Genomic DNA, 25,718 nt, shown 5'->3' with positions numbered 1-25,718 from the left:
CGCGCTTCCCCACCATGAAATCCGGACTGAACTTTCTGATCGCCGCCCGCCGCTGCGAAATCGACGAGCTGGACCAGCTCGCCCGCACCAGCGACCTGGTCGGCGTGATCGGCCGGTTGGTCCACGCGCTGCAGCGCGAACGCGGCATGTCGAACGTGTTCCTGGCTTCGCGCGGCGGCCGCCTCGCCGACCAACGCGATCCGCAGATTGCCGAATGCCTGTCGCTCGAACAGGAAGTGCGCGCCGGTTTCGACCAGCTCGAAACCGAGGCCCGGCACCGCGCCGGCCCCGGCAACGGTGCCCGCCTCTTCAGCCGCATCGCCTGGGTGCTGCCGGGGCTGGACGCGCTGCCCGCATTGCGCCGCCGCATCGGCGCGCTCGAACTGAAGCCGGCGCAAGCCACCGCCGCCTTTGCCAAGCTCATCGCGGGCCTGCTGTCGGTGGTGTTCGAAGCGGCCGACGGCGCGACCGACCCCGAAATCTCCCGCCTGCTGGTGGCCATGTTCAATTTCATGCAGGGCAAGGAGTTCGCGGGCCAGGAGCGCGCCTTCGGCGCCGCCGCGCTGGCGGAAGGCCGCAGCGACGAGGCACAGCGCCTGCAATGGCTGCACTTGATCGAATCGCAGGAGCGCTGCTTTCAGGTCTTTACCGATTTCTCGGACGCGGCACTGCTGGTGCTCTGGCGCGAGAGCCAGTCCGATGCCACGCTGGCCGAGCTGGAACGCATGCGCCGCATGGGCGCCACGTCCGCGCCGGCAACTCCTGCGGGCATCGCCGGCACCCAGTTGAGCCAGGCATGGTTCGACTGCTGCACCCGCCGCATCGACGCCATGAAGACCGTCGAAGACCGCCTGGCCGCCGACCTGCGCGCGCTGTGCGGCCACAAGACCGCGCAGGCGCGCAGCGAGCTGCAGAAGTACCAGGAAGTGCTCGGCACCCTGGCACCGCAGGCCGACAACAGCGCCATGTTCTTCGACGACGCCGACGCGCAGGCCGCCGCGCCCGCCCAGTTCGGCCGCCACCTGGAACGCTCGGTGCTCGACATGGTCCAGGAGCAGTCGCACCGGCTGCAAGCCATGGGCGACGAACTCGAAACCGTGCGTGCCTCGCTCAACGAACGCAAGATCGTTGAACGCGCCAAGGGCCTGCTGATGGCGCACCGGCGCCTGAGCGAAGAAGAGGCGCACAAGATGCTGCGCCAGACCGCGATGAACCAGAACCGTCGCCTGGTCGACGTGGCCGAGTCGGTGCTGGCGATGGCCGACTACCTGCCGCTCGACACACAGCCCCCGCACTGAAGGCCGAAGGCGGTTCGAGTTGGTGCAGTGCACAACAAGCGTGCATCTCACATCTCAACGGGCCTCAGACCCATGTCGCCCGCAACGGCCTTGCACCGCCAGCTACCCTTTTCATAGCAAATCAGGCATCCGTCAGCTTGGCACACAGCTTGCAACACTGAAGCCATAGACCACCAGGTCTTCAGGCAGGCGACACCCAATGGCGGGTGTCACCCACCGAACCGGACAAAGGCGTCCTTATCCGCGGGGCTCGTTTTCGAGCAGCCCCGCGCGGTGAGGACGCCTTTCTTGTTTTTCGCTTTGCTTTTTCTTTGTCATCTGTCCCGCCTTCAACCGGAGCCCGCCCCATGACCGACCTGCTCAAAACCCGCCTCAGCCGACGCCGCGTCCTGCAAGCCGCCGCCATCGGCGCCGTGGGCATCGACCCCGCGCTGCGCGCCGCCGTCTGGGCCCAGGGCTCGGACAAGCCCGAAAAGGAAGAAGTGAAGATCGGCTTCATCCCGCTGACCGACTGCGCCAGCGTGGTCATGGCCTCGGTGCTGGGCATCGACAAGAAGTACGGCGTGAAGATCGTCCCCAGCAAGGAAGCGAGCTGGGCCGGCGTGCGCGACAAGCTGGCCAACGGCGACCTCGACATGGCGCACGTGCTCTATGGCCTGGTCTACGGCATGCACCTGGGCCTGAGCGGCCCGAAGAAGGACATGGCCGTGCTCATGACCCTCAACAACAACGGCCAGGCCATCACGCTGTCGAAGAAGCTGGCCGACAAGGGCGCGGTCGATGCCGCCTCGCTCGCCAAGCTCATCGCCAGCGAGAAGCGCGAATACACCTTCGCCCAGACCTTCCCCACCGGCACGCACGCCATGTGGCTCTACTACTGGCTCGCCTCGGCCGGCATCGACCCGTTCAAGGACGTGAAGAACATCACCGTGCCGCCGCCGCAGATGGTGGCCAACATGCGCGTGGGCAACATGGACGGCTACTGCGTCGGCGAACCCTGGGGCCAGCGCGCGATCATGGACGGCATCGGCATCACGGCCATCACCACGCAGGACATCTGGAAGGACCATCCCGAGAAGGTGCTCGGCTGCACCGCCGACTTCACGAAGAAGTACCCCAACACCGCGCGCGCCGTGACCGCCGCCATCCTCGAAGCCGGCAAGTGGATCGACGCCGGCCTGCAGAACAAGAACAAGATGGCCGAGACCATCGCCGACAAGAGCTACGTCAACACCAGCGTCGATGCCATCAACCAGCGCATCCTGGGCCGCTACACCAACGGCCTGGGCAAGAGCTGGGACGACCCCAACCACATGAAGTTCTACAACGGCGGCGCCGTGAACTTTCCGTACCTGTCGGACGGCATGTGGTTCCTCACGCAGCACAAGCGCTGGGGCCTGCTGAAGGACCACCCCGACTACCTGAAGGTGGCCACCGAGATCAACCGCATCGACATCTACAAGCAGGCCGCCGCCGCCACGCAAACACCGGTGCCCAAGGACGCGATGCGCACCAGCAAGCTGTTCGACGGCTCGGTGTGGGACGGCAAGGACCCGAAGAAATACGCCGATTCGTTCAAGCTCCATGCATAGGGAGAACAACATGGTCAGTGCCGTCTTTCATTCGCCCCTGGATACGTCCCTGGCGCCCCCTCTTCCGCGTACGGGAGAGGGCCGGAGCGAGGGTGTGCCCCGCGCCGAGGCCGCCCCTCACCCCAACCCCCTCCCAAAGAAGGAGAGGGAACAGAAGCAACGCGCGCCGCTCGACCTGCGTGCCTTCTGGATGCGCGTGCTGCCGCCGCTCGCCGGCTTCGGCCTGCTGGTGCTGATCTGGGAGCTGGTGGCCATGAACAGTACCACCGGCTTTCCCACGCCGTATGCCACCTGGCAACAGGCGCTCACGGTGTTCAGCGATCCGTTCTACAGCAAGGGCCCGAACGACCAGGGCGTGGGCTGGAACGTGCTGTCCTCGCTGCAGCGCGTGGCGCTGGGCTTCGGCCTGGCGGCGCTGATCGGCATTCCGGCGGGCTTTGCCATTGGGCGCTTCGAGTTTCTCTCGCGCATGTTCAACCCGCTGATCAGCCTGCTGCGCCCGGTGTCGCCGCTGGCCTGGCTGCCCATCGGCCTGCTGGTGTTCAAGGGCGCCAACCCGGCTGCCATCTGGACCATCTTCATCTGCTCGATCTGGCCGATGGTCATCAACACCGCCGTGGGCGTGCAGCGCGTGCCCAGCGACTACATGAACGTGGCAAAGGTGCTGAACCTGAGCGAATGGAAGATCCTTACCAAGATCCTCTTTCCTGCCGTGCTGCCCTACATGCTGACCGGCGTGCGGCTTGCAGTGGGCACCGCATGGCTGGTGATCGTGGCGGCCGAGATGCTGACCGGCGGCGTCGGCATCGGCTTCTGGGTGTGGGACGAGTGGAACAACCTCAACGTCGCCAACATCATCATCGCGATCTTCGTGATCGGCATCGTCGGATTGGTGCTGGAGTTCGCGCTCATCAAGCTGGCTACCGCGTTCACGTTTGAAGAGGTGAAGTCATGAACGACGACTCCAAGTACATCGAGATCCACGGCGTCGAGCAGGCATTCAAGACGCCCAAGGGCCGCTTCCTCGCACTGCGCGACATTCACCTGAACGTGGCCAAGGGCGAGTTCATCACGCTGATCGGCCACTCGGGCTGCGGCAAGTCGACGCTGCTGAACCTGATCGCCGGGCTCACCACGCCCACCGAGGGCGTGCTGCTGTGCGCCAACCGCGAGATCAAGGGCCCCGGCCCCGAGCGCGCGGTGGTGTTCCAGAACCATTCGCTGCTGCCCTGGCTGACCTGCTTCGAGAACGTGTACCTCGCCGTCGAGCGCGTGTTCGCGGCCTCGGAAACCAAGGCCCAGTTGCGCGAGCGCACCGATGCCGCGCTCGCGCTGGTCGGCCTCACGCCCGCCGCACAGAAGCGCCCCGGCGAAATCTCCGGCGGCATGAAGCAGCGCGTGGGCATTGCGCGCGCGCTGTCGATGGAGCCCAAGGTGCTGCTGATGGACGAGCCCTTCGGCGCGCTCGACGCCCTCACCCGCGCCAAGCTGCAAGACGAGCTGCTGGCCATCGTGCAGAAGACGCAGAGCACCGTCGTCATGGTCACGCACGACGTCGACGAGGCCGTGCTGCTGAGCGACCGCATCGTGATGCTCACCAACGGCCCGGCCGCCACCATCGGCGACGCGCTCTCGGTGGACATCGCCCGCCCGCGCAACCGCGTGGCGCTGGCCGAAGACCCGGCCTACGTCCATGCCCGCAAGGCCGTGATCGACTTTCTCTACACGCGCCAGGCGCATGTGGAAAAGACCGCCGCCTGAAGCCGTCCGCCCGCAGGAGCACAACACCATGGACATGCGCGTGAAGAAACAGAAGCTCGTGATGGTCGGCAATGGCATGGCCGGCGTGCGCACCATCGAGGAGCTGCTGAAGGTCGAGCCCGACCTCTACGACATCACCGTGTTCGGCGCCGAGCCGCACCCGAACTACAACCGCATCCTGCTGTCGCCCGTGCTGGCCGGCGAGCAGACGGTGGACGAGATCATCCTCAACCCCTGGAGCTGGTACGAAGAGAACGGCATCACGCTGCATGCCGGCAAGAAGGTGGCGTCGGTCGATCGCGTCAGGCGCATCGTGCGCGCCGAGGACGGCACCGAGGCCGCCTACGACCGCCTGCTGTTGTGCACCGGCTCCAACCCCTTCATGCTGCCGGTGCCGGGCGCGAAGCTCGACGGCGTGATCGCCTACCGCGACATCGCCGACACCAACCTGATGATCGAGACCGCAAAGACGCACAGGCATGCGGTGGTCATCGGCGGCGGCCTGCTCGGGCTCGAAGCCGCCAACGGTTTGATGAAGCGCGGCATGCAGGTCACGGTGGTGCACGTCATGCCCTGGCTCATGGAGCGCCAGCTCGACGAAGTGGCGGGCAAGCTGCTGCAGAAGTCGCTGGAAGACCGCGGCATGAAGTTCCTGATGGGCGCGCAGACGCAGGAACTCGTTGGCGACGCGGAAGAAGGCAAGGCCGGCCGCGTCAAGGCGATCCGCTTCAAGGACGGCACCGAAGTCCCGACCGACCTCGTCGTGATGGCCGTGGGCATCCGCCCCAACACCACGCTGGCCGAGAGCATGCGGCTGCACGTCAACCGCGGCATCGTGGTGACCGACACCATGCAGACCGTGACCGATGCGCGCATCTACTCGGTGGGCGAATGCGCGGCGCACCGGGGCATCGCCTACGGCCTCGTGGCGCCGCTGTTCGAGCAGGCCAAGGTGGCGGCCAACCACCTGGCGCTGTTCGGCATCGGCCGCTACACGGGCTCGCTCACATCGACCAAGCTCAAGGTCACGGGCATCGACCTGTTCAGCGCGGGCGACTTCCAGGGCGGTGAAGGCAGCGAAGAGATCGTGATGAGCGACCCCTTCGGCGGCGTCTACAAGAAGCTGGTCATCAAGGACGACAAGCTGGTCGGCGCCTGCCTCTACGGCGACACGGTGGACGGCAGCTGGTACTTCAAGCTGCTGCGCGACGGCCGCAGCGTGCACGACATCCGCGACAAGCTGATGTTCGGCGAATCGAACATCGGCGACACCGGCCACGAGGGCCACAGCAAGGCCGCGAGCATGCCCGACGATGCCGAGGTCTGCGGCTGCAACGGCGTGAACAAGGGCACCATCTGCAAGGCCATCAAGGACAAGGGTCTGTTCACGCTCGACGAGGTGAAGAAGCACACCAAGGCCAGCGCGAGCTGCGGCTCGTGCACCGGCCTGGTCGAGCAGATCCTGATGTTCACCGCCGGTGGCGACTACTCCGCCACGCCCAAGAAGAAGGCCGTGTGCGGCTGCACCGACGTGAGCCACCAGGACGTGCGCGACGCGATCCGCAAGGAGCACTACCTGACGCACGACGAGGTGTACCGCAACCTCGGCTGGCGCACGCCCAACGGCTGCGCCACCTGCCGCCCGGCCATCAACTACTACCTGATCAGCACCTGGCCCAAGGAGGCAAAGGACGATCCGCAGAGCCGCTTCGTCAACGAGCGCAGCCACGCCAACATCCAGAAGGACGGCACCTACTCGGTCATCCCGCGCATGTGGGGCGGCCACACCACGCCCGACGAGTTGCGGCGCATTGCCGATGCGGCGGACAAGTACAAGATCCCGACCGTCAAGGTCACGGGCGGCCAGCGCATCGACCTGCTGGGCGTGAAGAAGGAAGACCTCGAAGGCGTGTGGAAGGACATCGGCATGCCCAGCGGCTTTGCCTACGCCAAGTCGCTGCGCACGGTGAAGACCTGCGTGGGCAGCGAGTGGTGCCGCTTCGGCACGCAAGACTCCACGCAGATGGGCAAGGACCTGGAGCGCGCGCTGTGGGCCATGTACTCGCCGCACAAGGTCAAGCTGGCCGTGTCGGGCTGCCCGCGCAACTGCGCCGAAGCCGGCATCAAGGACGTGGGCGTGATCGGCGTCGATTCGGGCTGGGAGCTGTACGTGGGCGGCAATGGCGGCATCAAGACCGAAGTGGCGCAGTTCCTCGTGAAGGTGAAGACCAGCGAGGAAGTGATGGAGTACGCCGGCGCCTTCCTGCAGCTGTACCGCGAGGAAGGCTGGTACCTGGAGCGCACGGTGCACTACATCGGCCGCGTGGGGCTCGACTATGTGAAGAAGAAGATCCTCGAAGACGCCGAAGGCCGCAAGGCGCTGTGGGAGCGGCTGCAGTTCGCGCTCGACGGCGAACCCGATCCGTGGTTCGAGTCGGCGCAGGCGTCAGTCGACGTGCGGCAGTTCACGCCGATCGCGGCATGAGTGGAGTGCGTGGTTTGAAAAGACGTGTCTTCATCGCTTCCGCGGCACTGGCCAGCGTGGGGGTCCGCGCGCAGGTGGCGGACCTCAACGACGCCATCAACAGGGCGGGCCGCCAGCGCATGCTGTCGCAGCGCGCGAGCAAGGCCTATCTGGCACTGGTGCAGAACGTCGAGTCGCGCAATGCGCAGCAGGTGCTGGACCGGTCGATCGTGCTGTTCGAGCGCCAGTTGGCCGAGCTCAAGACCTTCGCGCCCAGCCCCGCCATTCGCGGCACCTACGACGCGCTCGGCGGCGCATGGAACGACTTCAAGCGCGAGCTGACCGGCACCGCACCGAGCCGCGACGAAGCCGCACAGGTCGTCAAGCTCGACGCCGCCGTGCTCGCACTCGCACACCAGGGCACCACGCAGTACGAGGCGGCCTCGGGCAAGCCGGTGGGCCGCCTGGTCAACATCGCAGGCCGCCAGCGCATGCTGTCGCAACGCATGGCCAAGTTCTACCTGGCTGGCGCCATGCGCATCGACCCGGCCGGTAGCGCGGTCGAGATCGGCAAGGCGCGCACCGAGTTCGTTGCCGCGCTCGAGCTGCTGCGCAACGCACCCGAAGCCACCGCGCAGATCAAGGAAGAACTGGTGCTGGCGGATGCGCAATGGATGTTCTTCAACCGTGGCCTGCAGCGCCTGGAAGGCGCCGGCACGTCGCCCGGCCTGATGTCCGACGTGTTCGTCACCAGCGAGAACCTGCTGGCGATCATGGACCGCGTGACCGGCCTGTACGCCGACCTCAAGACCTAAGGAGGCCCCATGAGCGAATGGAAAGTCATCTGTCGCATCGACGACATCCCGGTGCTCGGCGCACGCCGCGTGGCACGGCCCGCTGGCGTGGACGTGGCGGTGTTCCGCAATGCTGAAAACGAGGTCTTCGCGCTGCTCGACCGCTGCCCGCACAAGGGCGGCCCGTTGAGCCAGGGCATCGTGTTCGGCAACAGCGTGGCCTGCCCGCTGCACAACTGGGCGATCGGGCTGGACGACGGCTGCGCGAAGTCGCCCGACGAAGGCTGCACGCCGCGCTTTGCGGTGAAGCTGGAAGACGGCATGGTGCATCTCGATGCCTGCGAGCTGGCGACGCACGCGGTCGACCTGCCGCGCCCTGTCGCCGGGCCGAAGGCTTTCGCGGTCTTGTCCCCTCTCCCTCTGGGAGAGGGCTAGGGTGAGGGCCGCGGCGTGAGCACGGGCAACAGCGTGTCCTTGGGGCACGCCGCGAGCCCCCACCCCAACCCTCCCCCGGGAGTGGAGGGAGCGATGCGAGAGACCCGCTCCACCTGCCCTTACTGCGGCGTGGGCTGCGGCGTCATCATCGAATCGAGCGGCGACGAGATCACCGGCGTGCGCGGCGACCCCGATCACCCCGCCAACTTCGGCCGCCTCTGCACCAAGGGCTCGACGCTGCACCTCACGGCCAGCGCCACGGTCACGCGCCAGACGCGCCTGCTGCAGCCCATGCAGCGCACCGCGCGCGGCGACGCGCCGATGGTGATCTCGTGGGACACCGCACTCGACAACGCCGCCGGCAAGTTCGCGCAGGTGATTCACGACCACGGCCCCGACGCGGTCGGCTTCTACGTTTCGGGCCAGCTGCTGACCGAGGACTACTACGTCTTCAACAAGCTCGCCAAGGGGCTGGTCGGCACCAACAACATCGACACCAACTCGCGCCTGTGCATGAGCAGCGCGGTTGCCGGCTACAAGCAGACGCTGGGCGCCGATGCGCCGCCGGCCTGCTACGACGACCTGAAGCACGCGCAGTGCCTCTTCATCGTGGGCAGCAACACGGCGTGGGCGCACCCGATTCTGTTTCGCCGCATCGAGGACGCGAAGGCCGCGAACCCGGCACTCAAGATCATCGTGGCCGACCCGCGCCGCACCGACACGGTCGAGATCGCCGACCTGTTCCTGCCGATCCAGCCCGGCACCGACGTGATGCTCTTCAATGGCATGCTGCACCTGATGCTGTGGGAAGGCTGGATCGACACGGCCTACATCGCGGCCCACACCAGCGGCTTCGATGCACTGAAGGCGACGGTGCGCGAATGCACGCCCGACAAGGTGGCGCAGGTGTGCGGCATCGGCAAGGACGAGCTGCTCGAGGCGGCGCGCCTCTTCGCCACCTCGCCCGCCACGCTGAGCCTGTATTGCCAGGGCCTGAACCAGTCGTCGAGCGGCACCGCGAAGAACGCGGCGCTGATCAACCTGCACCTGGCGACCGCGCAGATCGGCAAGCCGGGCGCCGGCCCGTTCTCGCTGACGGGCCAGCCCAACGCGATGGGCGGGCGTGAAGTCGGCGGCCTTGCCAACCTGCTGAGCGCGCACCGCGACCTGGCCAACCCGCAGCATCGCGCCGAGGTTGCGGCGCTGTGGGGCGTGCCCTCGGTGCCCGAGAAGCCCGGCAAGACGGCGGTAGAAATGTTCCAGGCCGCCGCCGACGGCGAGATCCGCGCGCTGTGGATCGCCTGCACCAACCCCGCCCAGTCGATGCCCGACCAGGCCACCGTGCGCCGCGCGCTCGAACGCGCCGAATTCGTCGTGGTGCAGGAGGCCTTTGCCACCACCGCCACCTGCGCCTTCGCCGACCTGCTGCTGCCCGCCACCACCTGGGGCGAGAAGGAAGGCACCGTGACCAACAGCGAGCGCCGCGTCTCGCGCGTGCGCCCGGCCGTCGCGGCACCGGGCGCGGCGCGCAACGACTGGTCGATCGCGGTGAGCTTCGCGCGGCGGCTCGAAGTGCTGCTGGGCCTTCGCAAGCCCACGCTGTTTCCGTACGAAACCGCCGAATCGGTCTGGAACGAACACCGCGAATCCACGCGCGGGCGCGACCTCGACATCACCGGCATGAGCTACGCCATTCTGGAGGCCACCGGCCCGCAGCAGTGGCCGCTGAAGGAAGGCGAAAGCACCGGCCGCGCGCGCCTCTACGAAGACGGCGTGTTCCCCACGCCCGATGGCCGCGCCCGCTTCGCCGACACCGTCTACAAGCCGGTGGCCGAAGCGCGTGAGGCCCGCTACCCCTTCTCGCTCAATACCGGCCGCCTGCGCGACCAGTGGCACGGCATGAGCCGCACAGGCACGGCCGGCCGCCTGTTCGGACATGTGTCCGAGCCGGTGGTGCAGATGCATGCGCAGGACATGGCGCGGCGCCAGCTCAAGGAAGGCGAGCTGGTGCACGTGACGTCCAAACGCGGCTCGATCCTGCTGCCCGCACGCGCCAGCGCCGAGGTGGGCCTGAACCAGGCCTTCATCGCGATGCACTGGGGCGAGGAATACCTGAGCGGCTGTTCGTCCAGCGGCACGCGGCTGGCCGGCATCAATGCGCTGACAACGCCGGCCTACTGCCCCACGTCGAAGCAGCCCGAGCTGAAGCACACGCCGGTGAAGATCCTCAAGGCGGAGCTTCCGTGGTCGTTGCTGGGCATGGCCTGGCTGCCCGCCGACAGCGCGCTGAGCGCACACCGCGCACTGCAGCCGCTGATGGCGTTGTTTCCGTTCGCGACCTGCGTGCCGTTCTCGGGCAACACGCCGGGCGCGGAACGCAGCGGCATCCTGTTCCGCGCCTCTGCGCACGATGCGCCGGCCGATGCGCTGCTGGTGCAGATCGAAGCCCTGCTCGGCCTGCAAAGCTTCGACACCCTGCGCTACGCCGACCGCCGCCGCGGCCAGCGCCGTTCGGTGCGGCTCGTGCGCCGCAGCGACGACAGCGCGGGCCTCGAAGCCTTCCTGCTCGCTGGTGACACCAGCGCCGAAGCCTGGATCGCCACGCTGCTGCGCGAGGAACTGCCGGCACAGAGCTACGGGCGCCTGCTGCTGTCGCCCGGCGCGCGCGCGCCGCTGGCGGTGCAGTCGCGCGGCAAGCCGGTGTGCACCTGCTTCAACGTGACTGACCTGGCCATCGAGGCGGAGCTCGGCCGGTGCGGCGGCACGCCCGATGAACGGCTGGCGGCGCTGCAGGGGGCGCTGAAATGCGGCACGAACTGCGGGTCGTGTATTCCGGAACTCAAGCGGATGGTGCGGGCGACGCCGGCAAAGGCCGAAGCCGGAGCCATGGCGGTGGCGCCATGACCCCATGTCTTGCTCCCTCCCCTCCCGGGGGAGGGCCGGGGTGGGGGCAGGCGGCGCATCCATCGCGCGCCCTGCCCGCCCCCATCCCGACCTTCCGCCAAAGGGGGAAGGGGCAAGACAGAGGCATAAGCCGACTCACATTCCGGCATAAGCGTTGCAGGACAATCCGCACACCCATGGGAATCAGCCAATACATCAAGGAAATCGGCCGCGGCGCGCGAGGCGCCAAGCCGCTCACGCGCGAACAGGCCGCCGACCTGTTCGGCCAGGTGCTGGACGGCACCGTCACCGATCTGGAGATCGGCGGCTTCTGCCTGGCCATGCGCATCAAGGGCGAGACGCCGGAAGAAATGGCCGGCTTCCTCGACGCCACGCATGCGCGGCTGCACCTTATTCCCGCCACCGACCGCCCGCTGATCGTGCTGCCCAGCTACAACGGCGCGCGCAAGCTGCCGGTGCTCACCCCGCTGCTGGCGCTGCTGCTGGCGCGCGAAGGGCTGCCGGTGCTGGTGCACGGCAGCGCGAGCGAAACCTCGCGCGTGCTGGCGTCGAACGTGCTCGCGGCGATGGACATCCCGCCGCTCACGGCCATCCGCCCCATCGCACCTGGCGAAGTGGCCTTCGCCCCCACCGAACTGCTGAACCCCGCGTTGAAGCGCCTGCTCGACGTGCGCCGCGTGGTCGGCCTGCGCAACCCGGGCCACAGCGTGGTCAAGCTGATGCAGCCCACAACCGGCCCCTGCGTGGTGGTCGCGAGCTACACGCACCCCGAATACGCCCGCACCATGGGCGAGACCTTCGAGCTGATGGGCATGACCGCCCTGCTCTCGCGCGGCCTCGAAGGCGAGGTGGTGTCCGACCCGCGGCGCACCGCGCAGATCGACGGCTTCGTGCGAGGCACGCGCACCGAGTTGCAGGCACAGGCCAGCGGCACCGCCGCCGACGTGCCGGGCCTGCCGAGAGAAATCGACGTTGCCACCACGGCCGGCTACACGCGCCGCGTGCTGGGCGGCGAGCTCCCCGTGCCCGAGGCCATCGCCACGCAGGTCAGGCACATCGCGCAACTGGCATCCCACGCATGAGCACCACGGTGCGGCACACGAAGGCTATCCAATGAACACCTCTTCCGCCCTCATCACCGGACGCTGCACGCTGGTGGGCGCCGGCCCCGGCGACCCGGAACTGCTGACCCTGAAAGCCGTCAAGGCGATCCAGGCGGCCACGGTGCTGCTGGTGGACGACCTCGTGAACGACGAGATCCTGGCTTACGCGCGGCCCGGCGCGCGCATCGTGCACGTGGGCAAGCGCGGCGGCTGCAAGAGCACGCCGCAGGCCTTCATCGAGCGGCTGATGATCACCGCGGTGCGCGAAGGCGAGACCGTGGTGCGGCTCAAGGGCGGCGACCCGTTCATCTTCGGCCGCGGCGGCGAAGAGGTGACGCACCTGCGCGAAGCCGGCATCGAATGCGCGGTTATCAACGGCATCACCGCCGGCCTGGCCGCCGTGACCTCGCTGGGCGTGCCGCTCACGCACCGCGACCACGCGCAGGGCGTGGTGTTCGTCACCGGCCACGCCAAGACCGGCGCCGGTGCCGCCGAAGACCCGACCGACTGGCGCGCCCTGGCCTCGACCGCGTACAACGCGCGGCTCACGCTGGTGATCTACATGGGCGTGGCGGGTGCCGGCCACATCGAACGCGAACTGCTGCAGGGCCTGCCCGGCGACACGCCGGTGGCGGTGATCCAGCATGCGAGCCTGCCGCACCAGCGGCACATCGCGACCACGCTCGACAAGCTGCAAAGCGGCATCGCCGACGCCGGCCTTGCAAGCCCGGCGGTGATCGTGGTGGGCGACGTGCTGCGCGGGCTGGCCGCCGCGGCGCTGCCGGTGCCGCAAGCGGCGGACCGCTTCGGCACCTGACGGCGTCGGCGCGCGGCGCCGCTCAGCCGAAGTACGGGTGCTCCGCCGGAAACAACGCCCGCTTGACGAACCTGCGCCACTGCGCAGGTGCGCGATCACCCAGCACGATCAGCCCCGCGCTGTAGGCCTGGGCCCGGTACTGCACCGTCAGGCCCGCGATCGCCTCTTCGGCACGACGCGCGTCCTGCGTGGTCTTGAGCACAGTCACGAATTCACGCACCTTGCGCGCGTCTTCGGGCGACATGTACTTGAGCAACTCCATCGGCTTGTCGGCAGACCGCCCGTGCTTGATCGCCAGCCCGATGGCGGGAAGCAGCGCGTCGAAGTCGTTGACCGTGATCGAGGGAGAGGCCTCCAGCGCCTTGGCCACCTGTTTCTGGTTCGCACCGTCGGATGCGCCGATGAGCACCAGCAGCCGAACCGGCGGTTGCGTTCCCGACGTGGCGAGTCCGAAGGCCTTGTCCAACTGCCCCTTGCTCATGGCGATGTAGCCGAACGCGGAGCTGTCCGGCGGAATGTCCTTGCCGGTCTCCAGGATCTGCTGGATCTGCAGGAAGCTCGACTTGCCCCGGAGGTCGTCGAGCGATGCCGACTCACCCTGTTCGACACGCCGGATGCGCGCGAGGTCGTCAGTGGTGACGGTACTGAGGAACGGCGCCTTGGCGCCAGCGCGTTCATAGGCCCGCCGCGCTTCGGGCCAGGCCTGCTCGCCAGCCCACGCATGCCCCGCGGCATAGGCAAACCAAGCGCTGTCGGGATGCTCGGCGGCACCCTTCTTGAACGCGACGTCCTTGGCGGCTTGGTCGCTCATGCAGCGCACCACCAGGTAGCCCAGGTCGATCACGCCCGGGTTCGCCCGCGCCAACGCGCGATGCTGTTCGCAGATGCTTTCGCGCGCTTCGGGCGAGCTCGCAAGGTTCTGCTGCTCGCGCAGCGAGACAACCTCCAGCGGCGCACGCGCCACGCGCTCGGCGACGATCTGCGCATAACTCTCGGGTGCCTGCTGTTCGGCCGCCGCCAGCCATTCGAGCAGGTAGGCCGACTGGCCCGAATCCCACTTGCCGTGCGCCTCGATCAGCGCCTTGCGGTCGCTCTCGGCATCCACCATGTTCAGGTTGTTGTTGGCTGAGCGGGTTTCCGGGCCGCTGACGACCGAGCGCGTACCGCCACCACTGCCCTTGCTGGTGGTGATCTGCCGGGGCGGCGGTTCGAACAGCGCATCCGCGGACTGCGTCGACCAGCGAGGCGCGCCGAGCTTTCTCTCGGGCGGCTGGGTTGCCTGCCCATACACCGCTGTCCACGCGACCATCGGCGCAGCCCCGGCCACGTTGTAGACATAGCGCACCCCGATCAGCTCCGGGTTGGCCGAGAACGATTCGATCTCCTGCCCCTCGACCGTGCGCGCGCCCAGCGTGATCTTCTTGTCGGCCTCCACCTCGAAGGTGCGCTTGCCGCCCGGAGGCAGCGTCGCGCTGCTGCCGCCAACGCGCACCTTCACCTCGCGATCGAGCCCGTTGTAGGCAACCACGCTGGCGCTGCCCAGCGTGGTGCTGATACCCATGAGGCTCGCGATCACGCCACCGGCCACGGCCAGCCGCGCGGCGCCGGCCCACCAGCCATCGGCCGTCTGGAAGCGCGACCAGGCATCGAGCTTCTTCTGGCGCGGGCGTTCCTGCCCGTTCGTCAACGTGGCGTAGGTGCCCGGCAACACCGGCGCGGGCGGCACCTCGCCGGCTGGCGCCTGTGACAGGGCCACGTCGCCCAGCCGCGCCTCGGTGCGCAGCAGCTGGTCGAGTGCCGCGCGCCGCAGGCTGCCGAGCGCGCGCACCATCGGCCTGACCCAGCTGTCCGAGGCCTTGAGCCACTCGTTGATGTTCTCGCGCGTGGGGTAGCCGAAGTTGAATTCGCCCACCATCGCCGACCAGCTCTCGTGCCCCATGAGGGCCAGCGCGTCGGGGCCGGCCTCGATGCCGGGTGCGTCTTTCGCGATTTCGGCCATGCCGGTGAAGAGCGCGCTCGCGTTCGCCACCACGCGCTGGGCCTCGGCCTCGTTGGTCTTGCGCTTGGCGGTGACCATGGCCAGCGTGTTGAGCATGGCCGACTGCAGGTCGGTCAGGTTCGCTTCGACGTGCTCGGCGTAGTTCAGCAGCCGCAGCTGGGCCAGCCAGCCGGCCTCCCATTCGGGCCCGAGCACCGCGGCCAGCGCGCGTGCGGTGGAGCGGCAGAGGCGATCGTGCGTTTCGAGTTCGCGCTCGGCCTCGGTGATGTCGCGCGCCACTTCGTCGATGGCGCCCGCCAGCTCGCGCTTCTTGATGGCCTTGCCGCGATGCTCCAGGCGCGGCCCTTCGCTGCGGGCGATGCCGTCCTGCACCGCCACCAGCGCGGCCCGCTCGTGCAGCAGCGCATCGAGCCGTTCGAGCGCGCCCGACAGCGACTCCGGATAGAGCCCCGGCAGCGCAGCCGCGGCTTGCGATGCGCCGATGCGGTCGAAGAGCTGTTCGGCCGTGTGCTGCGAACGGGTGACGGCCCGCCCGAGGTACACGCCGCGGTAGCGCCGCTTGTACGACTCGCGGTTGTATTCGGCGTCGAGCGCCTCCTGCATGGCTTCGCGCGTGGCGGTCTCTGGCGGCGGAACGACGTGGCTGATGAGCTCGCGGCAGTTCCGCTCGCGAAAGGCCTGGGCTTCGTCGAACAGCGCCCAGGCGGAGTCTTCGCAGGCCTCGGCCGCCAGGTAGACCTTCTTCGCGTTGTCCTCGCGCTCGTGGCTGGCCGGGTGCGTGGCCCACATGCGCGACACCGACACCCGGTCGCGCTTGAAGATGCGATGCGCCGCGGGGCCGTCCGCCGGCACGGGTGGCGGCACGCCGTAGCCAGGGTCGTCGTAGATCACCCGCAGCTTCTGCAGGATGGTCGACTGGAGGTCGTAGAGGTCTGGCGCCGCGCGGCCCTTGTGCAACTGCTGGTTGGCGAATTCGAGGGTCCGGTCCCAGGCGGTGTCGGCGGCCTGCATCTTGTAGAGCGCATCGATCAGCGCATCGCTGCCCGCCAGGCTCACCGACACGCGGTCGGCCTGGAACTCCATCTCGCGCGACAGGGCGCGGTCGGCCAGCACCACGACGCGGAACAGGCTGTCGACCACCGAGCGGATCGACCACACCAGCAGCGAGAACAGCCAGCCGATCCAGGCAATGCGCACGTCGGTGCGCGAAAGGCCTTCGAGAAAACGATCAAGCCCGTCGCGCTTGGCCACGATGTGCGCCGCGATCTGCTGCGCCAGGTACACCCAGCGGCCGACCGCCATGCTGCGCTGCGCGAAGTGCCCGAACTCGTGTGCCAGCACCGCCTTGAACTCGGAGACGGTCAGCACGTTCACCAGCGGCAGGCCGATCTCGAGGTTCTTCTTCGACGGAAGAAAGAAGTTGAGCAGCGAGAGGTCGTAGAACACCGCCGCATTGACCCGCGACGACACGTACACCTTGGCGGGCCGCGGTGCGCGGGCTTCGTCGGCGAGCCGGTGGAGGAAGGCAAAGAGCCGGGGCTGCTCGGCCGCCGTGATCTCGGTCAGGCCGCCCATCTGTCCGCGCCGCACGAACACCAGCGCCTTCAGCATGAACACCGCGAGGAACGCCGCGCCCAGGCCCACGAGCGTCAGAAGCATTCCGTCGCGCGAGCCGTAGATCGAGGCACGTATGGAAAAGTACGCTTTCCAGGCCAGCCAGCCCGAGAACAGAAGATAGGCCAGCACGAACGCCAGCAGCGCCACCATCGCAAACCAGGCATGCCGCCGGTAGGCGGGCGATGCTTTGGCGAGCTGATTCCCTGCGTCGGCGGGGCCCGCCGGATAAAGCTGATCCACCATGTGTTTTCCCTCTTCCTCGCACAACAAATCGTCGTTCTTCGGACCTGTGGATCGCATCGCTGGTCCATGCCACCGATAATTCCACTTCGCTGTGTGCGGATTCTTACATCCGCAAAAGAAACAAATAGAGGGGAAAAGTGCTCGAGAAACTCAATGAATTCACGGAAAGCCACGGCGAACTGCGCCGCGGCCAGGGGCTGGTCACAGGAACGATTGCGCTGAGCCTGGGCATCCTGTGTTTTCTGGGTGTACTGGCCTTCCACTTTCCGCAGTACCTGACCACGCCGGAGTTGCGCAAGAGCTACAACGTCGACGTCATGCGCTACATCCTGCTGGTGGCCCTGGTGATCTCGGGCGGGCTGTCGCTGGTCAACATCATCTTCAACCGGTCGCGCTGGCTCTCGTCGGCGGCCTTCCTGCTGGTGGCGTCCTCGGCGCTGCTGGGCGGGCACAAGGTGCCGGTGCACGACTTCGCAGACCACACGCCGTACATCGGCCTGGACTGGTTCATCCTCGACCTGCTGGGCTCGTCGCTGATCTTCATCTTCATCGAGAAGCTGTTTGCGCTGCGCAAAGACCAGCCGGTGTTCCGCGAGGAGTGGCAGACCGACTTCCATCACTTCGTGGTGAACCACATGATCGTGGGCTTCGTGCTGCTGGCCACCAACCTGCTGGTGCACAAGCTCTTCGGCTGGGCCGCCAACGACGGCATCCGCGGCTGGATCGGCAACCTGCCGTTCTGGGCCGGCCTGCTGTCGATCATCCTGGTGGCCGATCTCGTGCAGTACTGGACGCACCGCGCGTACCACGAGGTGCCGGTGCTGTGGCGCCTGCACGCGGTACACCACAGCGTCAAAAGCATGGACTGGATGGCGGGCTCGCGCCAGCACATCCTCGAGCTGCTGATCACGCGCACGCTGGTGCTCGCGCCCATCTACGTGCTGGGCTTCAGCAAGGAAGTGATCGACGCCTACATCGTGGTGGTCGGCTTCCAGGCCGTGTTCAACCACTGCAACGTGAGCGTGCGGCTCGGGCCGCTGCGCTACATCATCGTCACGCCCAACTTCCACCACTGGCACCACAGCCAGGACCAGGAAGCGCTCGACAAGAACTACGCGGCGCACTACGCCTTTCTCGACTATCTCTTCGGCACCGCCGTCAAGAGCACCAAGCTCTGGCCCGAAAAGTACGGCGTGCTGGGCGACTACGTGCCCAACGGCTTCTTCAAGCAGCTGAAGTTTCCGTTCGTCTGGAAGGGATGATGCGCGCCGCTCTCAAGACCGCCGCGGTCGTCCTCGCCGCGGGCGCCGCCCTGCTGCTCACGGCCTGCGCCACACGCCTCGAACTGCCCACCAAGGACGCCGGCCTGCGCCTGCGGGTGCAAAGCTCGGTCATCGCGCCGGGCAACGGCGGCGAGCTCATCGCAGCCGATGCACTCGAGCCCGGCGACATCCTGCTGACCTCGATCGCCACGGTCAATTCCTTCGGCATCCGGCTGGGCACCTTCTCGCCGGTGAGCCATGCAGTGCTCTATCTGGGCGACGGGCAGATCGCCGAAGCCGTGGGCACGGGCGTGCGCGCGCGGCCGCTGGCCGAGGTGGTGGACGAAGAACAGATGGTCGTGGCCTTTCGCGTGCCCGGCGTCGATGCCGACAGCGCGGCGCGCATGCGTGCCTGGGCACTGTCGCAGGTCGGCGCGCGCTACAACACCGTGGGCGTGCTGCTCAATGCACCGTTCGTGCTGAACCGCCGCCTGTGCGAGTTGCCGCTGGTGCCGGCCTCGGTCAGCAGTTTCTGCATGAGCGGCATGGCCATGGTGCAGCTGGGCGCGAGCCGCAACGACCAGTTCTTCTGCTCGCAGTTCGTGCTCGAGGCCTACAGGCAGGCCGGCCTGCCGATCACCAGCGCCGATCCGCGCTGGGTGAGCCCGGCCGACCTGCTACACATGCGCGAAGGCGACGTGCCCTCGATTGCCGCGACACAGCCGCTGCGCTACATCGGCCACCTGAAGTACAACCCGCCGCCGGTGCTGGCGTCGGATGGTCCCTGACTTGAGCGCGCCCGTTCAATTCGACGTCGTCGTGATCGGCGCCGGCGCCGCCGGGCTGTTCTGCGCCGGCGTGGCCGGCCAGCGCGGGCTCAAGGTGTTGCTGGTCGATCACAGCGAAAAGGTGGGCGAGAAGATCCGCATCTCGGGCGGTGGCCGCGCCAACTTCACCAACCGCGATCTCGACGTGCGCGCGCCGCAGCGGCATTTCATCGGCGACAACCCGAATTTCTGCCGCTCCGCCCTGTCGCGCTACGCGCCCCAGCAGTTCATCGATCTGGTGCAGAAGCACGGCATCGCCTTCCACGAAAAGCACAAGGGGCAGCTGTTCTGCGACGGCTCCTCGCAGCAGATCGTCGACATGCTGTTGGCCGAATGCGACGCCGGTGGCGTCGAGCGCTGGCAGCCGTGCAAATTGGGGAAGATCGCGTTTTCTGCCCCATCCGCTGATGGAACGGTCGCCGGAAGCTATCAAATAGATAGCAATCAAGGCCTCATCGAGACCCCGAAGATCGTGGTCGCCACCGGCGGCCTGTCGATTCCGCAGATCGGCGCCAGCGACTTCGGCTACCGCATCGCCGAGCAGTTCGGCCTGCGCGTCGTCACACCCCGGCCGGCGCTGGTGCCGCTGACTTTCGGCGGCGACGCCTGGGCGCCGTACGCCGAACTGGCCGGCCTGGCCCTGCCGGTGCGGATCGAGACCGGTGCGAAGAAGGAAAAGATGGCCTTCCTCGAAGACCTGCTCTTCACCCACCGGGGCCTCTCGGGTCCGGCGGTGCTGCAGATTTCGAGCTACTGGAAGCCCGGAACCCCCTTGACCCTCGATTTCGCACCCGGCGTGGACGTGGCCGAAGCCCTGGGCGAGGCCAAGCTGCGCTCGAAGAAACGCATCGCCAACGAACTCGCCACGCTGGTGCCCTCCCGGCTGGCGGACGCCTGGGTCGGGCAAGACCCGGCCCTGCAGCGCCCCGTCAACGAGGCGGCCGACAAGGCGCTGGCGGCGCTTTCCGAGCGGATCGCCCGCTGGCAGATCACCCCGAGCGGCACCGAGGGCTACAAGAAGGCCGAAGTCACCGCCGGTGGCGTCGACACCCGCGACCTGTCTTCCCAGACGATGGAATCGAAGCAGCCGGGCCTGTTTTTCATCGGCGAAGTGGTCGATGTGACGGGTTGGTTGGGCGGATACAACTTTCAATGGGCATGGGCTAGCGCCCATGCGTGCGCAACCGCGCTATAATCGCGGGCTAACTTTTGGCCTTCCCTCAACGGCCGCAAAAATTTTTCAGTTGAGGAACCCCGGCTTTGGGCCTCGATCTCCCTGAGCCAACTTCAGTTCAACGAATCATCAATGACCACCATCCGCGTTAAAGAAAACGAGCCCTTCGACGTCGCTCTGCGTCGCTTCAAGCGCACCATCGAAAAGCTCGGCCTGCTGACCGACCTGCGCGCCCGCGAGTTCTACGAAAAGCCGACGGCCGAGCGCAAGCGCAAGAAGGCAGCCGCCGTCAAGCGCCACTACAAGCGCGTGCGGAGCATGCAGCTCCCCAAGAAGCTGTACTGAGCAAGCCCCAAGGCAGCTGGCCTTTGACGCAAGTCACCGCCAGCGCCCGGTTGCTACGGCCGCGCCAGGGAAACCTGCCGCGGCTTTTGTTTTTTCCAAAGGATCCCCAATGACCCTCAAAGAACAGATCACCGAAGACATGAAGACCGCGATGCGGGCCAAGGACTCCGAACGCCTGGGCACCATCCGCCTGCTGCTGGCCGCGCTGAAGCAAAAGGAAGTCGACGAGCGCGTCGAGCTCGACGACGCCATGGTCATCGCCATCGTCGACAAGATGGTCAAGCAGCGCAAGGACTCGATCGCCGCGTTCACTACCGGTGGCCGTGCCGACCTGGCCGACAAGGAAAGCGCCGAGATCAAGGTGCTCGAGGTCTACCTGCCCCAGCGCATGAGCGCCGAAGAAGTCGCCACCGAAGTGAAGGCCATCGTGGCCGAACTGGGCGCCTCGGGCCCCGGCGACATGGGCAAGGTGATGGGCGCGGTCAAGACCCGCCTGGCCGGCAAGGCCGACATGGGCCAGGTCAGCGCTGCGGTCAAGGCCGCTCTGTCGGGCGCCTGATGAGCGACAGCAGCAACCCCTCGGTCACGATCCCCAAGGCCTGCGCCTGCCTGGTCGACGCCAGGGGCCGGCTGCTGGTCTTTCGCCACCCCGAAGACGGCAACATGCAGTTGCCCAAGGGCACCATCGAGCCCGGCGAATCGCCCGAGGTGGCAGTGCGCCGCGAGCTGCTCGAAGAATCGGGCATTGCCTACACCGGCGCGCTGCATTCGCTCGGTACGCTCGATCGCGAATGCGAAGCCGGTGTCGAAGGCAACACGCACCGCCATCCGCAGCTGTGGCACCTGTTCCTGATGCGCGCCGACAGCGCACTGCCCGAAACCTTCGAGCACACGGCCACCGGCAGCCCTGAAGAAGAAGGCCTGGTGTTCCTGTTCAGCTGGCTCAACGCCGGCGACTCCATCGAGGACTTCGCCCTGCCTTACCGCCAGACCATCGCGCGCGTTCGCGCCGCCCTGCTCCAGGCGGCCTGAACCCCGGGGCTGCTCAGGCCATGGCGCGAACCGCCATGTACAGCCCCAGCAGCGCCAGCCCGATCAGGAAGCAGCGCCGGAACACCGCCACCGACAGCCGCTGCCGCAGCCAGGTCCCGAACACCATGCCGACGATGGCCGGCACCAGCATCGCGACCGACCCGCCCACCGCCGACGCCGGATAGCTCCCGTTGCCCGCCAGCCCGATGGCCAGCACCACGGTCGAGGTGGTGAATGAAATCCCCATTGCCTGGATCAGCGAATCGCGCTGGAACCCCAGCGCCTGCAGATACGGCACCGCCGGCACCACGAACACGCCGGTCACCGCCGTCACCAGGCCCGTCGCGGCGCCCACCAATGGCCCCATCCAGCGTTCATGCGCCGGCGGCACATGCAATTGCCGCCCGGCCAGTCCCCAGAGCGCGTAAGCCACCAGCGCCGCCCCGAGCGCCACCGAAGCCCACGCCCCAGCCGGCACGCCGAGCCACAGCGCGCCACCCAGCGTCCCCACCACGATCCCGACCTGCATGCCGCCGATGCGCCGAAGCACCGGCATGAAGGTCGCCCGCGGCCCGGTCTGCCAGATGTTCGTGACCAGCGACGGCACGATCAGCAGCGCCGCCGCGCGCACCGGCGCCATCCACAGCGCGAGCAGCGCCATCGACACCGTCGGCAGCCCCAGTCCGATCACGCCCTTGATCACGCCAGCCAGCAGAAAGACGGCGGCGGCCGCGGCCCAGTGGCTCATCCATTCGTTTGAAATCGTCATTTCCGGGAAGTCTGCCGACCGGCGCCGCGCCTGAAAATGCGGAACTCGCACAGCCAGCCTCAGGCACAGACTGAGGCTGCCGTGCTACCTTGCGGCCCATCATGCGATTCGATCTCACCGACCTGCGGCTCTTCCTCCACGTCGTCGAGGCCGGCAGCCTGACTGCCGGCGCACAGCGCTCGCACATGACGCTCGCCTCGGCCAGCCAGCGGGTGCGTGGCATGGAAGACGCGCTCGGCACGCCGCTGCTCACCCGCCACGCACAGGGCGTGCGCCCCACCGAGGCCGGCCGCACGCTGCTGCACCATGCGCGCGTCGTGCTGCAGCAGATGGAGCGGCTGCGCGGTGAACTCGGCGAGTACGGCCAGGGCCTGAAGGGCCACGTGCGCTTCATGTGCGGCACCTCGGCGCTGACCGAGCACCTGCCCGAGGTGCTGAGCCGCTTTCTCGCGGAGCACCCGCGCATTTCGGTCGACCTCGAAGAACGCGCCAGCCCCGACACCGTGGAAGCGCTGCGAGGCGGCCTGTGCGACATCGGCATCGTCTCCGACGCCATCGACAGCGAAGGCCTCGAATGCCACCCCTTCCGCCGCGACGACCTCGTGCTGGTCATGCCACGCGGCCACGCGCTGGCCGCGCGCCGGCGCGTGCAACTGGCCGATGTGGTCGACTGCGAATTCGTGGGCCTGCCCGCCGACAGTGCGCTGCAGCAGTTGATCACGCAGCACGTGCGTGCGCTCGGCAAGCATCTGGCCTACCGCGTGCGGGTTCGCAACTTCGAGGCCGTGTGCCGCATGGTCGAGTACGGCATCGGCGTGGGCATCGTGCCGCAGACCGCGGCCGAACGCTGCGCCCGTTCGATGAAGATCGCGCGGGCCTCGCTCACCGATGCCTGGGCCGAACGCACGCTGATGGCCTGCGTGCGCTCGTCGGAGGACCTGCCGCTCAATGCCCGGCGCATGCTGGAGCACCTGATCGCGGCGCCTCCGGAAGTCATCACGAAGAAGTGACAGGCCTCCCGGGTGCACCGCGCCTTGCGCGAGGTGCACACGTTGAACGGACGCTGAAGAAATCAGGCCGCCACCGGCTCTTCCGGAAACTCGATCTGGATCTTCACATCGGTCGCCCGCCCCGCGGCCGCCTCCTCGAAGGCCCGAACACCATCGTCGAACGCGAAGGTGCGCGAGATGAACGGCTTCACATCGACCTGCCCCGACGCAATGAGCGCCAGCGCTCGCGGGAAGATGTTGGCGTAGCGGAACACCGACTCGATGCGCACCTCTTTCGCCTGGATCGCCACGATGTCGAAAGGCACCTTGGTGGCGGGGATGCCCACCATCACGAGGCAACCGCCCGGGCACAGCAGGTCGAAGATGTTGTCGAAGGCGCGTGCGCTGCCACTGGCCTCGAACACCACGTTGGCGCCCCAGCCATCGGTCAGGGCCTTCACGGTTTCGGCGAGGTTCGCGTCGCGCACGTTGACCGTGGTCACGGCCGGGTTGCCGGCGAACAGCGCCAGCTTCTCGGTCACGAGGTCCGCCAGGATCACGCGCGCCGCGCCACCCGCAAGTGCGGCCAACGCGGTCATCGCGCCGATGGTGCCGGCGCCGATGACGACCGCCACGTCGCCAGGCTTCAGCGCCGCCTTCTTCGCGGCCTGCAGGCCGATGGCCAGCGGCTCGACGATGGCACCCTCGCCGAAGCTCACGTTGTCGGGCATGCGGAAGGTGAAGGCTGCCGGGTGCACCACGAAGGGCGTGAGGCAACCATGGATGGGCGGGGTGGCCCAGAAGCGCACCGCCGGGTCGAGGTTGTAGATGCCTTCAAGGGTGGCGCGCGAATCCATCTGCGGAATGCCCGGCTCCATGCACACGCGGTCGCCGGGCTTCAGGTGCGTGACCTCGGCGCCCACTTCCGTCACCACACCCGAGGCCTCGTGGCCCAGGATCATGGGCGCGTCCACGACGTAGGGGCCGATGCCGCCGTGCTGGTAGTAGTGCACGTCGCTGCCGCACACGCCCACGGTGTGCATGCGGATCTTCACGTCGCGCGGGCCCACGTGCAGGGGCACGTCGATGTCGCGCAGCGCGAGCTCGTGCGCCTTTTCCAGAACCAGTGCTTTCATTTCCATCTTTCCGTTGTCCTTGGGATTGGTGTGTGGTGCGTCAATGCAAAGCGGCGTCGCTGCGCAGCAGCGAGGCGCCGGTGTCGATGTCGAACAGGTGCACCTGCGCCGGATCGGCGACAAAGCCCACGCGGTCGCGCACGCGCGGGCATTGCGCGGACGGCATCAGCGCGGCGATCTCGTCAACCTCCTTGTCCTGGCCGGGGCCAAAGCTCACCAGCACTTCGTTGCCGAGGTATTCGATGAGCTGCATCTCGCCGAAGAAGCCGCCGCCCCGGCCACCTTCGGTGTCGACCCGCAGGTGCGCGGGCCGCACGCCCAGCGTGACGCGCTCGCGGCCCGCGAGCGCGAAGCGGCGTGCGTCCACGTGCACCGTGCCCCCTGCGCCCGCCAGCTCGAAATGCCCGCCCACGTCGCGCACCGACATCTCGACCAGGTTCATCGGCGGCGTGCCGATGAAGCCGGCCACGAAGGCCGAGCACGGCCGCTCGTAGATCTCGCGCGGAGAGCCGACCTGCTCGATGCGCCCGTCGCGCAGCAGCACGATGCGGTCGGCCAGCGTCATGGCCTCGTGCTGGTCGTGCGTCACGTACACGGTGGTGGTCTTCAGCGACTGGTGCAGCTTGGCGATCTCGATGCGCATGTGGTTGCGCAGCTTGGCGTCGAGGTTCGACAGCGGCTCGTCGAACAGGAACACCTTCGGCGTCTTGATCATGGCGCGCGCAATGGCCACGCGCTGCTGCTGGCCGCCCGACAGCTCGGTGGGCTTGCGCTGCAGGTAGCGCTCCAGGCCCAGCGTGTCCGACACCTCCTTGATGCGCAGGTCGATCTCGGGCTTGGGCACCTTCAGGCGCTTGAGCCCGAATGCGATGTTGTCGCGCACGCTCATGTGCGGATACAGCGCGTAGTTCTGGAACACCATGGCGATGCCGCGCTCCTGCGGCGGCAGGTCGTTCACGCGCTGGCCGCCGATCAGCAGGTCGCCACCCGAGATGTCTTCCAGGCCCGCGAGCATGCGCAGGATGGTCGACTTGCCGCAGCCCGAAGGGCCCAGGAACACGACGAACTCGTTGTCGGCCACGTCGAGGTCGAAGGGGTGGACGACCTGCGTGTCGCCATAGCGCTTGATGATGTTGTGACAGCTGATTGCGGACATG

Annotated in this window: 21 protein-coding genes; 17 read left to right on the top strand and 4 right to left on the bottom strand. The window is 67.6% G+C overall.

Annotation, left to right across the window (positions count from 1 at the left end; genetic code table 11):
• Positions 1-14: 14 nt before the first annotated feature.
• The 10 genes from BLQ28_RS11920 (at position 15) to cobA (ending at position 13,168) form a co-directional block, all read left to right on the top strand.
• On the top strand, positions 15-1,298 hold the full coding sequence (locus tag BLQ28_RS11920; protein ID WP_093239486.1) for a nitrate regulatory protein: 1,284 nt from the start codon (positions 15-17) through the stop codon (positions 1,296-1,298).
• Positions 1,299-1,645: 347 nt separating this feature from the next.
• Positions 1,646-2,890 carry a CmpA/NrtA family ABC transporter substrate-binding protein gene (locus tag BLQ28_RS11915; protein ID WP_093239267.1) on the top strand — a complete coding sequence of 415 codons (1,245 nt, stop codon included), beginning with the start codon at positions 1,646-1,648 and terminating at the stop codon, positions 2,888-2,890.
• A gap of 10 nt (positions 2,891-2,900) precedes the next feature.
• Positions 2,901-3,845 (top strand): nitrate ABC transporter permease, encoded by a 945-nt coding sequence (gene ntrB, locus BLQ28_RS11910; protein ID WP_093239266.1) that lies wholly within the window; start codon positions 2,901-2,903, stop codon positions 3,843-3,845.
• Positions 3,842-4,651, top strand: a complete 810-nt coding sequence (locus BLQ28_RS11905) for an ABC transporter ATP-binding protein (protein ID WP_093239264.1) — start codon at positions 3,842-3,844, stop codon at positions 4,649-4,651. The genes ntrB and BLQ28_RS11905 overlap by 4 nt, the downstream gene beginning before the upstream one ends.
• Positions 4,652-4,679: 28 nt before the next feature.
• Positions 4,680-7,136 carry a nitrite reductase large subunit NirB gene (nirB, locus tag BLQ28_RS11900; protein WP_256327254.1) on the top strand — a complete coding sequence of 819 codons (2,457 nt, stop codon included), beginning with the start codon at positions 4,680-4,682 and terminating at the stop codon, positions 7,134-7,136.
• Between the two features lie 14 nt (positions 7,137-7,150).
• Complete coding sequence (locus BLQ28_RS11895; RefSeq protein WP_093239263.1) at positions 7,151-7,930, top strand: type IV pili methyl-accepting chemotaxis transducer N-terminal domain-containing protein; 780 nt, start codon at positions 7,151-7,153, stop codon at positions 7,928-7,930.
• Between the two features lie 9 nt (positions 7,931-7,939).
• Positions 7,940-8,344 (top strand): nitrite reductase small subunit NirD, encoded by a 405-nt coding sequence (gene nirD, locus BLQ28_RS11890; RefSeq protein WP_093239261.1) that lies wholly within the window; start codon positions 7,940-7,942, stop codon positions 8,342-8,344.
• Positions 8,345-8,437: 93 nt separating this feature from the next.
• Positions 8,438-11,248, top strand: a complete 2,811-nt coding sequence (locus BLQ28_RS11885) for a nitrate reductase (protein WP_093239260.1) — start codon at positions 8,438-8,440, stop codon at positions 11,246-11,248.
• 176 nt (positions 11,249-11,424) lie between these two features.
• Complete coding sequence (ybiB, locus tag BLQ28_RS11880; protein WP_093239258.1) at positions 11,425-12,330, top strand: DNA-binding protein YbiB; 906 nt, start codon at positions 11,425-11,427, stop codon at positions 12,328-12,330.
• A 31-nt stretch (positions 12,331-12,361) separates the two neighbouring features.
• Entirely contained in the window at positions 12,362-13,168 is an 807-nt protein-coding gene (cobA, locus tag BLQ28_RS11875) for a uroporphyrinogen-III C-methyltransferase (protein ID WP_093239257.1), read from the top strand.
• 22 nt (positions 13,169-13,190) lie between these two features.
• On the opposite strand, the gene BLQ28_RS11870 is transcribed toward cobA, so the two are convergent.
• Positions 13,191-17,027 carry a M48 family metallopeptidase gene (locus tag BLQ28_RS11870; RefSeq protein WP_176801068.1) on the bottom strand — a complete coding sequence of 1,279 codons (3,837 nt, stop codon included), beginning with the start codon at positions 17,025-17,027 and terminating at the stop codon, positions 13,191-13,193.
• Positions 17,028-17,164: 137 nt separating this feature from the next.
• Between BLQ28_RS11870 and BLQ28_RS11865 the strand changes: the two genes are divergently transcribed.
• From BLQ28_RS11865 to BLQ28_RS11840, 6 genes are all read left to right on the top strand, one after another.
• Positions 17,165-18,289: a sterol desaturase family protein gene (locus BLQ28_RS11865; RefSeq protein WP_093239254.1), complete on the top strand. Its 1,125-nt coding sequence runs from the start codon at positions 17,165-17,167 to the stop codon at positions 18,287-18,289.
• A complete protein-coding gene (locus tag BLQ28_RS11860; RefSeq protein WP_093239252.1) occupies positions 18,289-19,077 on the top strand; it encodes a YaeF family permuted papain-like enzyme in 789 nt (262 codons plus the stop codon). The genes BLQ28_RS11865 and BLQ28_RS11860 overlap by 1 nt, the downstream gene beginning before the upstream one ends.
• The gene (locus BLQ28_RS11855) at positions 19,067-20,311 is read left to right on the top strand and encodes a BaiN/RdsA family NAD(P)/FAD-dependent oxidoreductase (RefSeq protein ID WP_093239251.1); all 1,245 of its coding nucleotides are present in this window, start codon (positions 19,067-19,069) and stop codon (positions 20,309-20,311) included. The genes BLQ28_RS11860 and BLQ28_RS11855 overlap by 11 nt, the downstream gene beginning before the upstream one ends.
• A gap of 111 nt (positions 20,312-20,422) precedes the next feature.
• Complete coding sequence (gene rpsU / locus BLQ28_RS11850) at positions 20,423-20,635, top strand: 30S ribosomal protein S21 (protein ID WP_007833691.1); 213 nt, start codon at positions 20,423-20,425, stop codon at positions 20,633-20,635.
• A 109-nt stretch (positions 20,636-20,744) separates the two neighbouring features.
• Positions 20,745-21,194, top strand: coding sequence for a GatB/YqeY domain-containing protein (locus BLQ28_RS11845; RefSeq protein WP_093239249.1), 450 nt, complete (start codon positions 20,745-20,747; stop codon positions 21,192-21,194).
• Positions 21,194-21,667 (top strand): NUDIX domain-containing protein, encoded by a 474-nt coding sequence (locus BLQ28_RS11840; RefSeq protein ID WP_093239247.1) that lies wholly within the window; start codon positions 21,194-21,196, stop codon positions 21,665-21,667. Before BLQ28_RS11845 ends, BLQ28_RS11840 begins: the two co-directional genes overlap by 1 nt.
• A 13-nt stretch (positions 21,668-21,680) precedes the next feature.
• Here BLQ28_RS11840 and BLQ28_RS11835 read toward each other — a convergent pair whose 3' ends face one another.
• The gene (locus BLQ28_RS11835) at positions 21,681-22,436 is read right to left on the bottom strand and encodes a sulfite exporter TauE/SafE family protein (protein ID WP_093239246.1); all 756 of its coding nucleotides are present in this window, start codon (positions 22,434-22,436) and stop codon (positions 21,681-21,683) included.
• A gap of 101 nt (positions 22,437-22,537) precedes the next feature.
• Between BLQ28_RS11835 and BLQ28_RS11830 the strand changes: the two genes are divergently transcribed.
• Positions 22,538-23,446 (top strand): LysR family transcriptional regulator, encoded by a 909-nt coding sequence (locus BLQ28_RS11830; protein WP_093239483.1) that lies wholly within the window; start codon positions 22,538-22,540, stop codon positions 23,444-23,446.
• Between the two features lie 62 nt (positions 23,447-23,508).
• Here the strand turns inward: BLQ28_RS11830 and BLQ28_RS11825 are convergent, their stop codons facing one another.
• Together BLQ28_RS11825 and BLQ28_RS11820 are read right to left on the bottom strand one after the other, a co-directional pair.
• Positions 23,509-24,561 carry an NAD(P)-dependent alcohol dehydrogenase gene (locus tag BLQ28_RS11825; RefSeq protein WP_093239244.1) on the bottom strand — a complete coding sequence of 351 codons (1,053 nt, stop codon included), beginning with the start codon at positions 24,559-24,561 and terminating at the stop codon, positions 23,509-23,511.
• 40 nt (positions 24,562-24,601) lie between these two features.
• Positions 24,602-25,717: an ABC transporter ATP-binding protein gene (locus BLQ28_RS11820; RefSeq protein ID WP_093239243.1), complete on the bottom strand. Its 1,116-nt coding sequence runs from the start codon at positions 25,715-25,717 to the stop codon at positions 24,602-24,604.
• Position 25,718 lies beyond the last annotated feature (1 nt).

The organism is Variovorax sp. EL159 (assembly GCF_900100965.1).
GTDB lineage: Bacteria > Pseudomonadota > Gammaproteobacteria > Burkholderiales > Burkholderiaceae_C > Variovorax.
This window is presented reverse-complemented; position numbering and strand designations above follow the sequence as displayed.

What these genes read in the sequence shown, in the direction of transcription:
- BLQ28_RS11870 (WP_176801068.1), bottom strand. Translation starts at nt 17,027, where the DNA reads ATGGTGGATCAGCTTTATCCGGCGGGCCCCGCCGACGCAGGGAATCAG.
- BLQ28_RS11915 (WP_093239267.1), top strand. Translation starts at nt 1,646, where the DNA reads ATGACCGACCTGCTCAAAACCCGCCTCAGCCGACGCCGCGTCCTGCAA.
- BLQ28_RS11920 (WP_093239486.1), top strand. Translation starts at nt 15, where the DNA reads ATGAAATCCGGACTGAACTTTCTGATCGCCGCCCGCCGCTGCGAAATC.
- BLQ28_RS11825 (WP_093239244.1), bottom strand. Translation starts at nt 24,561, where the DNA reads ATGAAAGCACTGGTTCTGGAAAAGGCGCACGAGCTCGCGCTGCGCGAC.
- nirD (WP_093239261.1), top strand. Translation starts at nt 7,940, where the DNA reads ATGAGCGAATGGAAAGTCATCTGTCGCATCGACGACATCCCGGTGCTC.
- BLQ28_RS11905 (WP_093239264.1), top strand. Translation starts at nt 3,842, where the DNA reads ATGAACGACGACTCCAAGTACATCGAGATCCACGGCGTCGAGCAGGCA.
- BLQ28_RS11845 (WP_093239249.1), top strand. Translation starts at nt 20,745, where the DNA reads ATGACCCTCAAAGAACAGATCACCGAAGACATGAAGACCGCGATGCGG.
- ybiB (WP_093239258.1), top strand. Translation starts at nt 11,425, where the DNA reads ATGGGAATCAGCCAATACATCAAGGAAATCGGCCGCGGCGCGCGAGGC.
- nirB (WP_256327254.1), top strand. Translation starts at nt 4,680, where the DNA reads ATGGACATGCGCGTGAAGAAACAGAAGCTCGTGATGGTCGGCAATGGC.
- BLQ28_RS11855 (WP_093239251.1), top strand. Translation starts at nt 19,067, where the DNA reads ATGGTCCCTGACTTGAGCGCGCCCGTTCAATTCGACGTCGTCGTGATC.
- BLQ28_RS11835 (WP_093239246.1), bottom strand. Translation starts at nt 22,436, where the DNA reads ATGACGATTTCAAACGAATGGATGAGCCACTGGGCCGCGGCCGCCGCC.
- BLQ28_RS11830 (WP_093239483.1), top strand. Translation starts at nt 22,538, where the DNA reads ATGCGATTCGATCTCACCGACCTGCGGCTCTTCCTCCACGTCGTCGAG.
- BLQ28_RS11860 (WP_093239252.1), top strand. Translation starts at nt 18,289, where the DNA reads ATGCGCGCCGCTCTCAAGACCGCCGCGGTCGTCCTCGCCGCGGGCGCC.
- ntrB (WP_093239266.1), top strand. Translation starts at nt 2,901, where the DNA reads ATGGTCAGTGCCGTCTTTCATTCGCCCCTGGATACGTCCCTGGCGCCC.
- BLQ28_RS11820 (WP_093239243.1), bottom strand. Translation starts at nt 25,717, where the DNA reads ATGTCCGCAATCAGCTGTCACAACATCATCAAGCGCTATGGCGACACG.
- cobA (WP_093239257.1), top strand. Translation starts at nt 12,362, where the DNA reads ATGAACACCTCTTCCGCCCTCATCACCGGACGCTGCACGCTGGTGGGC.
- BLQ28_RS11840 (WP_093239247.1), top strand. Translation starts at nt 21,194, where the DNA reads ATGAGCGACAGCAGCAACCCCTCGGTCACGATCCCCAAGGCCTGCGCC.
- rpsU (WP_007833691.1), top strand. Translation starts at nt 20,423, where the DNA reads ATGACCACCATCCGCGTTAAAGAAAACGAGCCCTTCGACGTCGCTCTG.
- BLQ28_RS11885 (WP_093239260.1), top strand. Translation starts at nt 8,438, where the DNA reads ATGCGAGAGACCCGCTCCACCTGCCCTTACTGCGGCGTGGGCTGCGGC.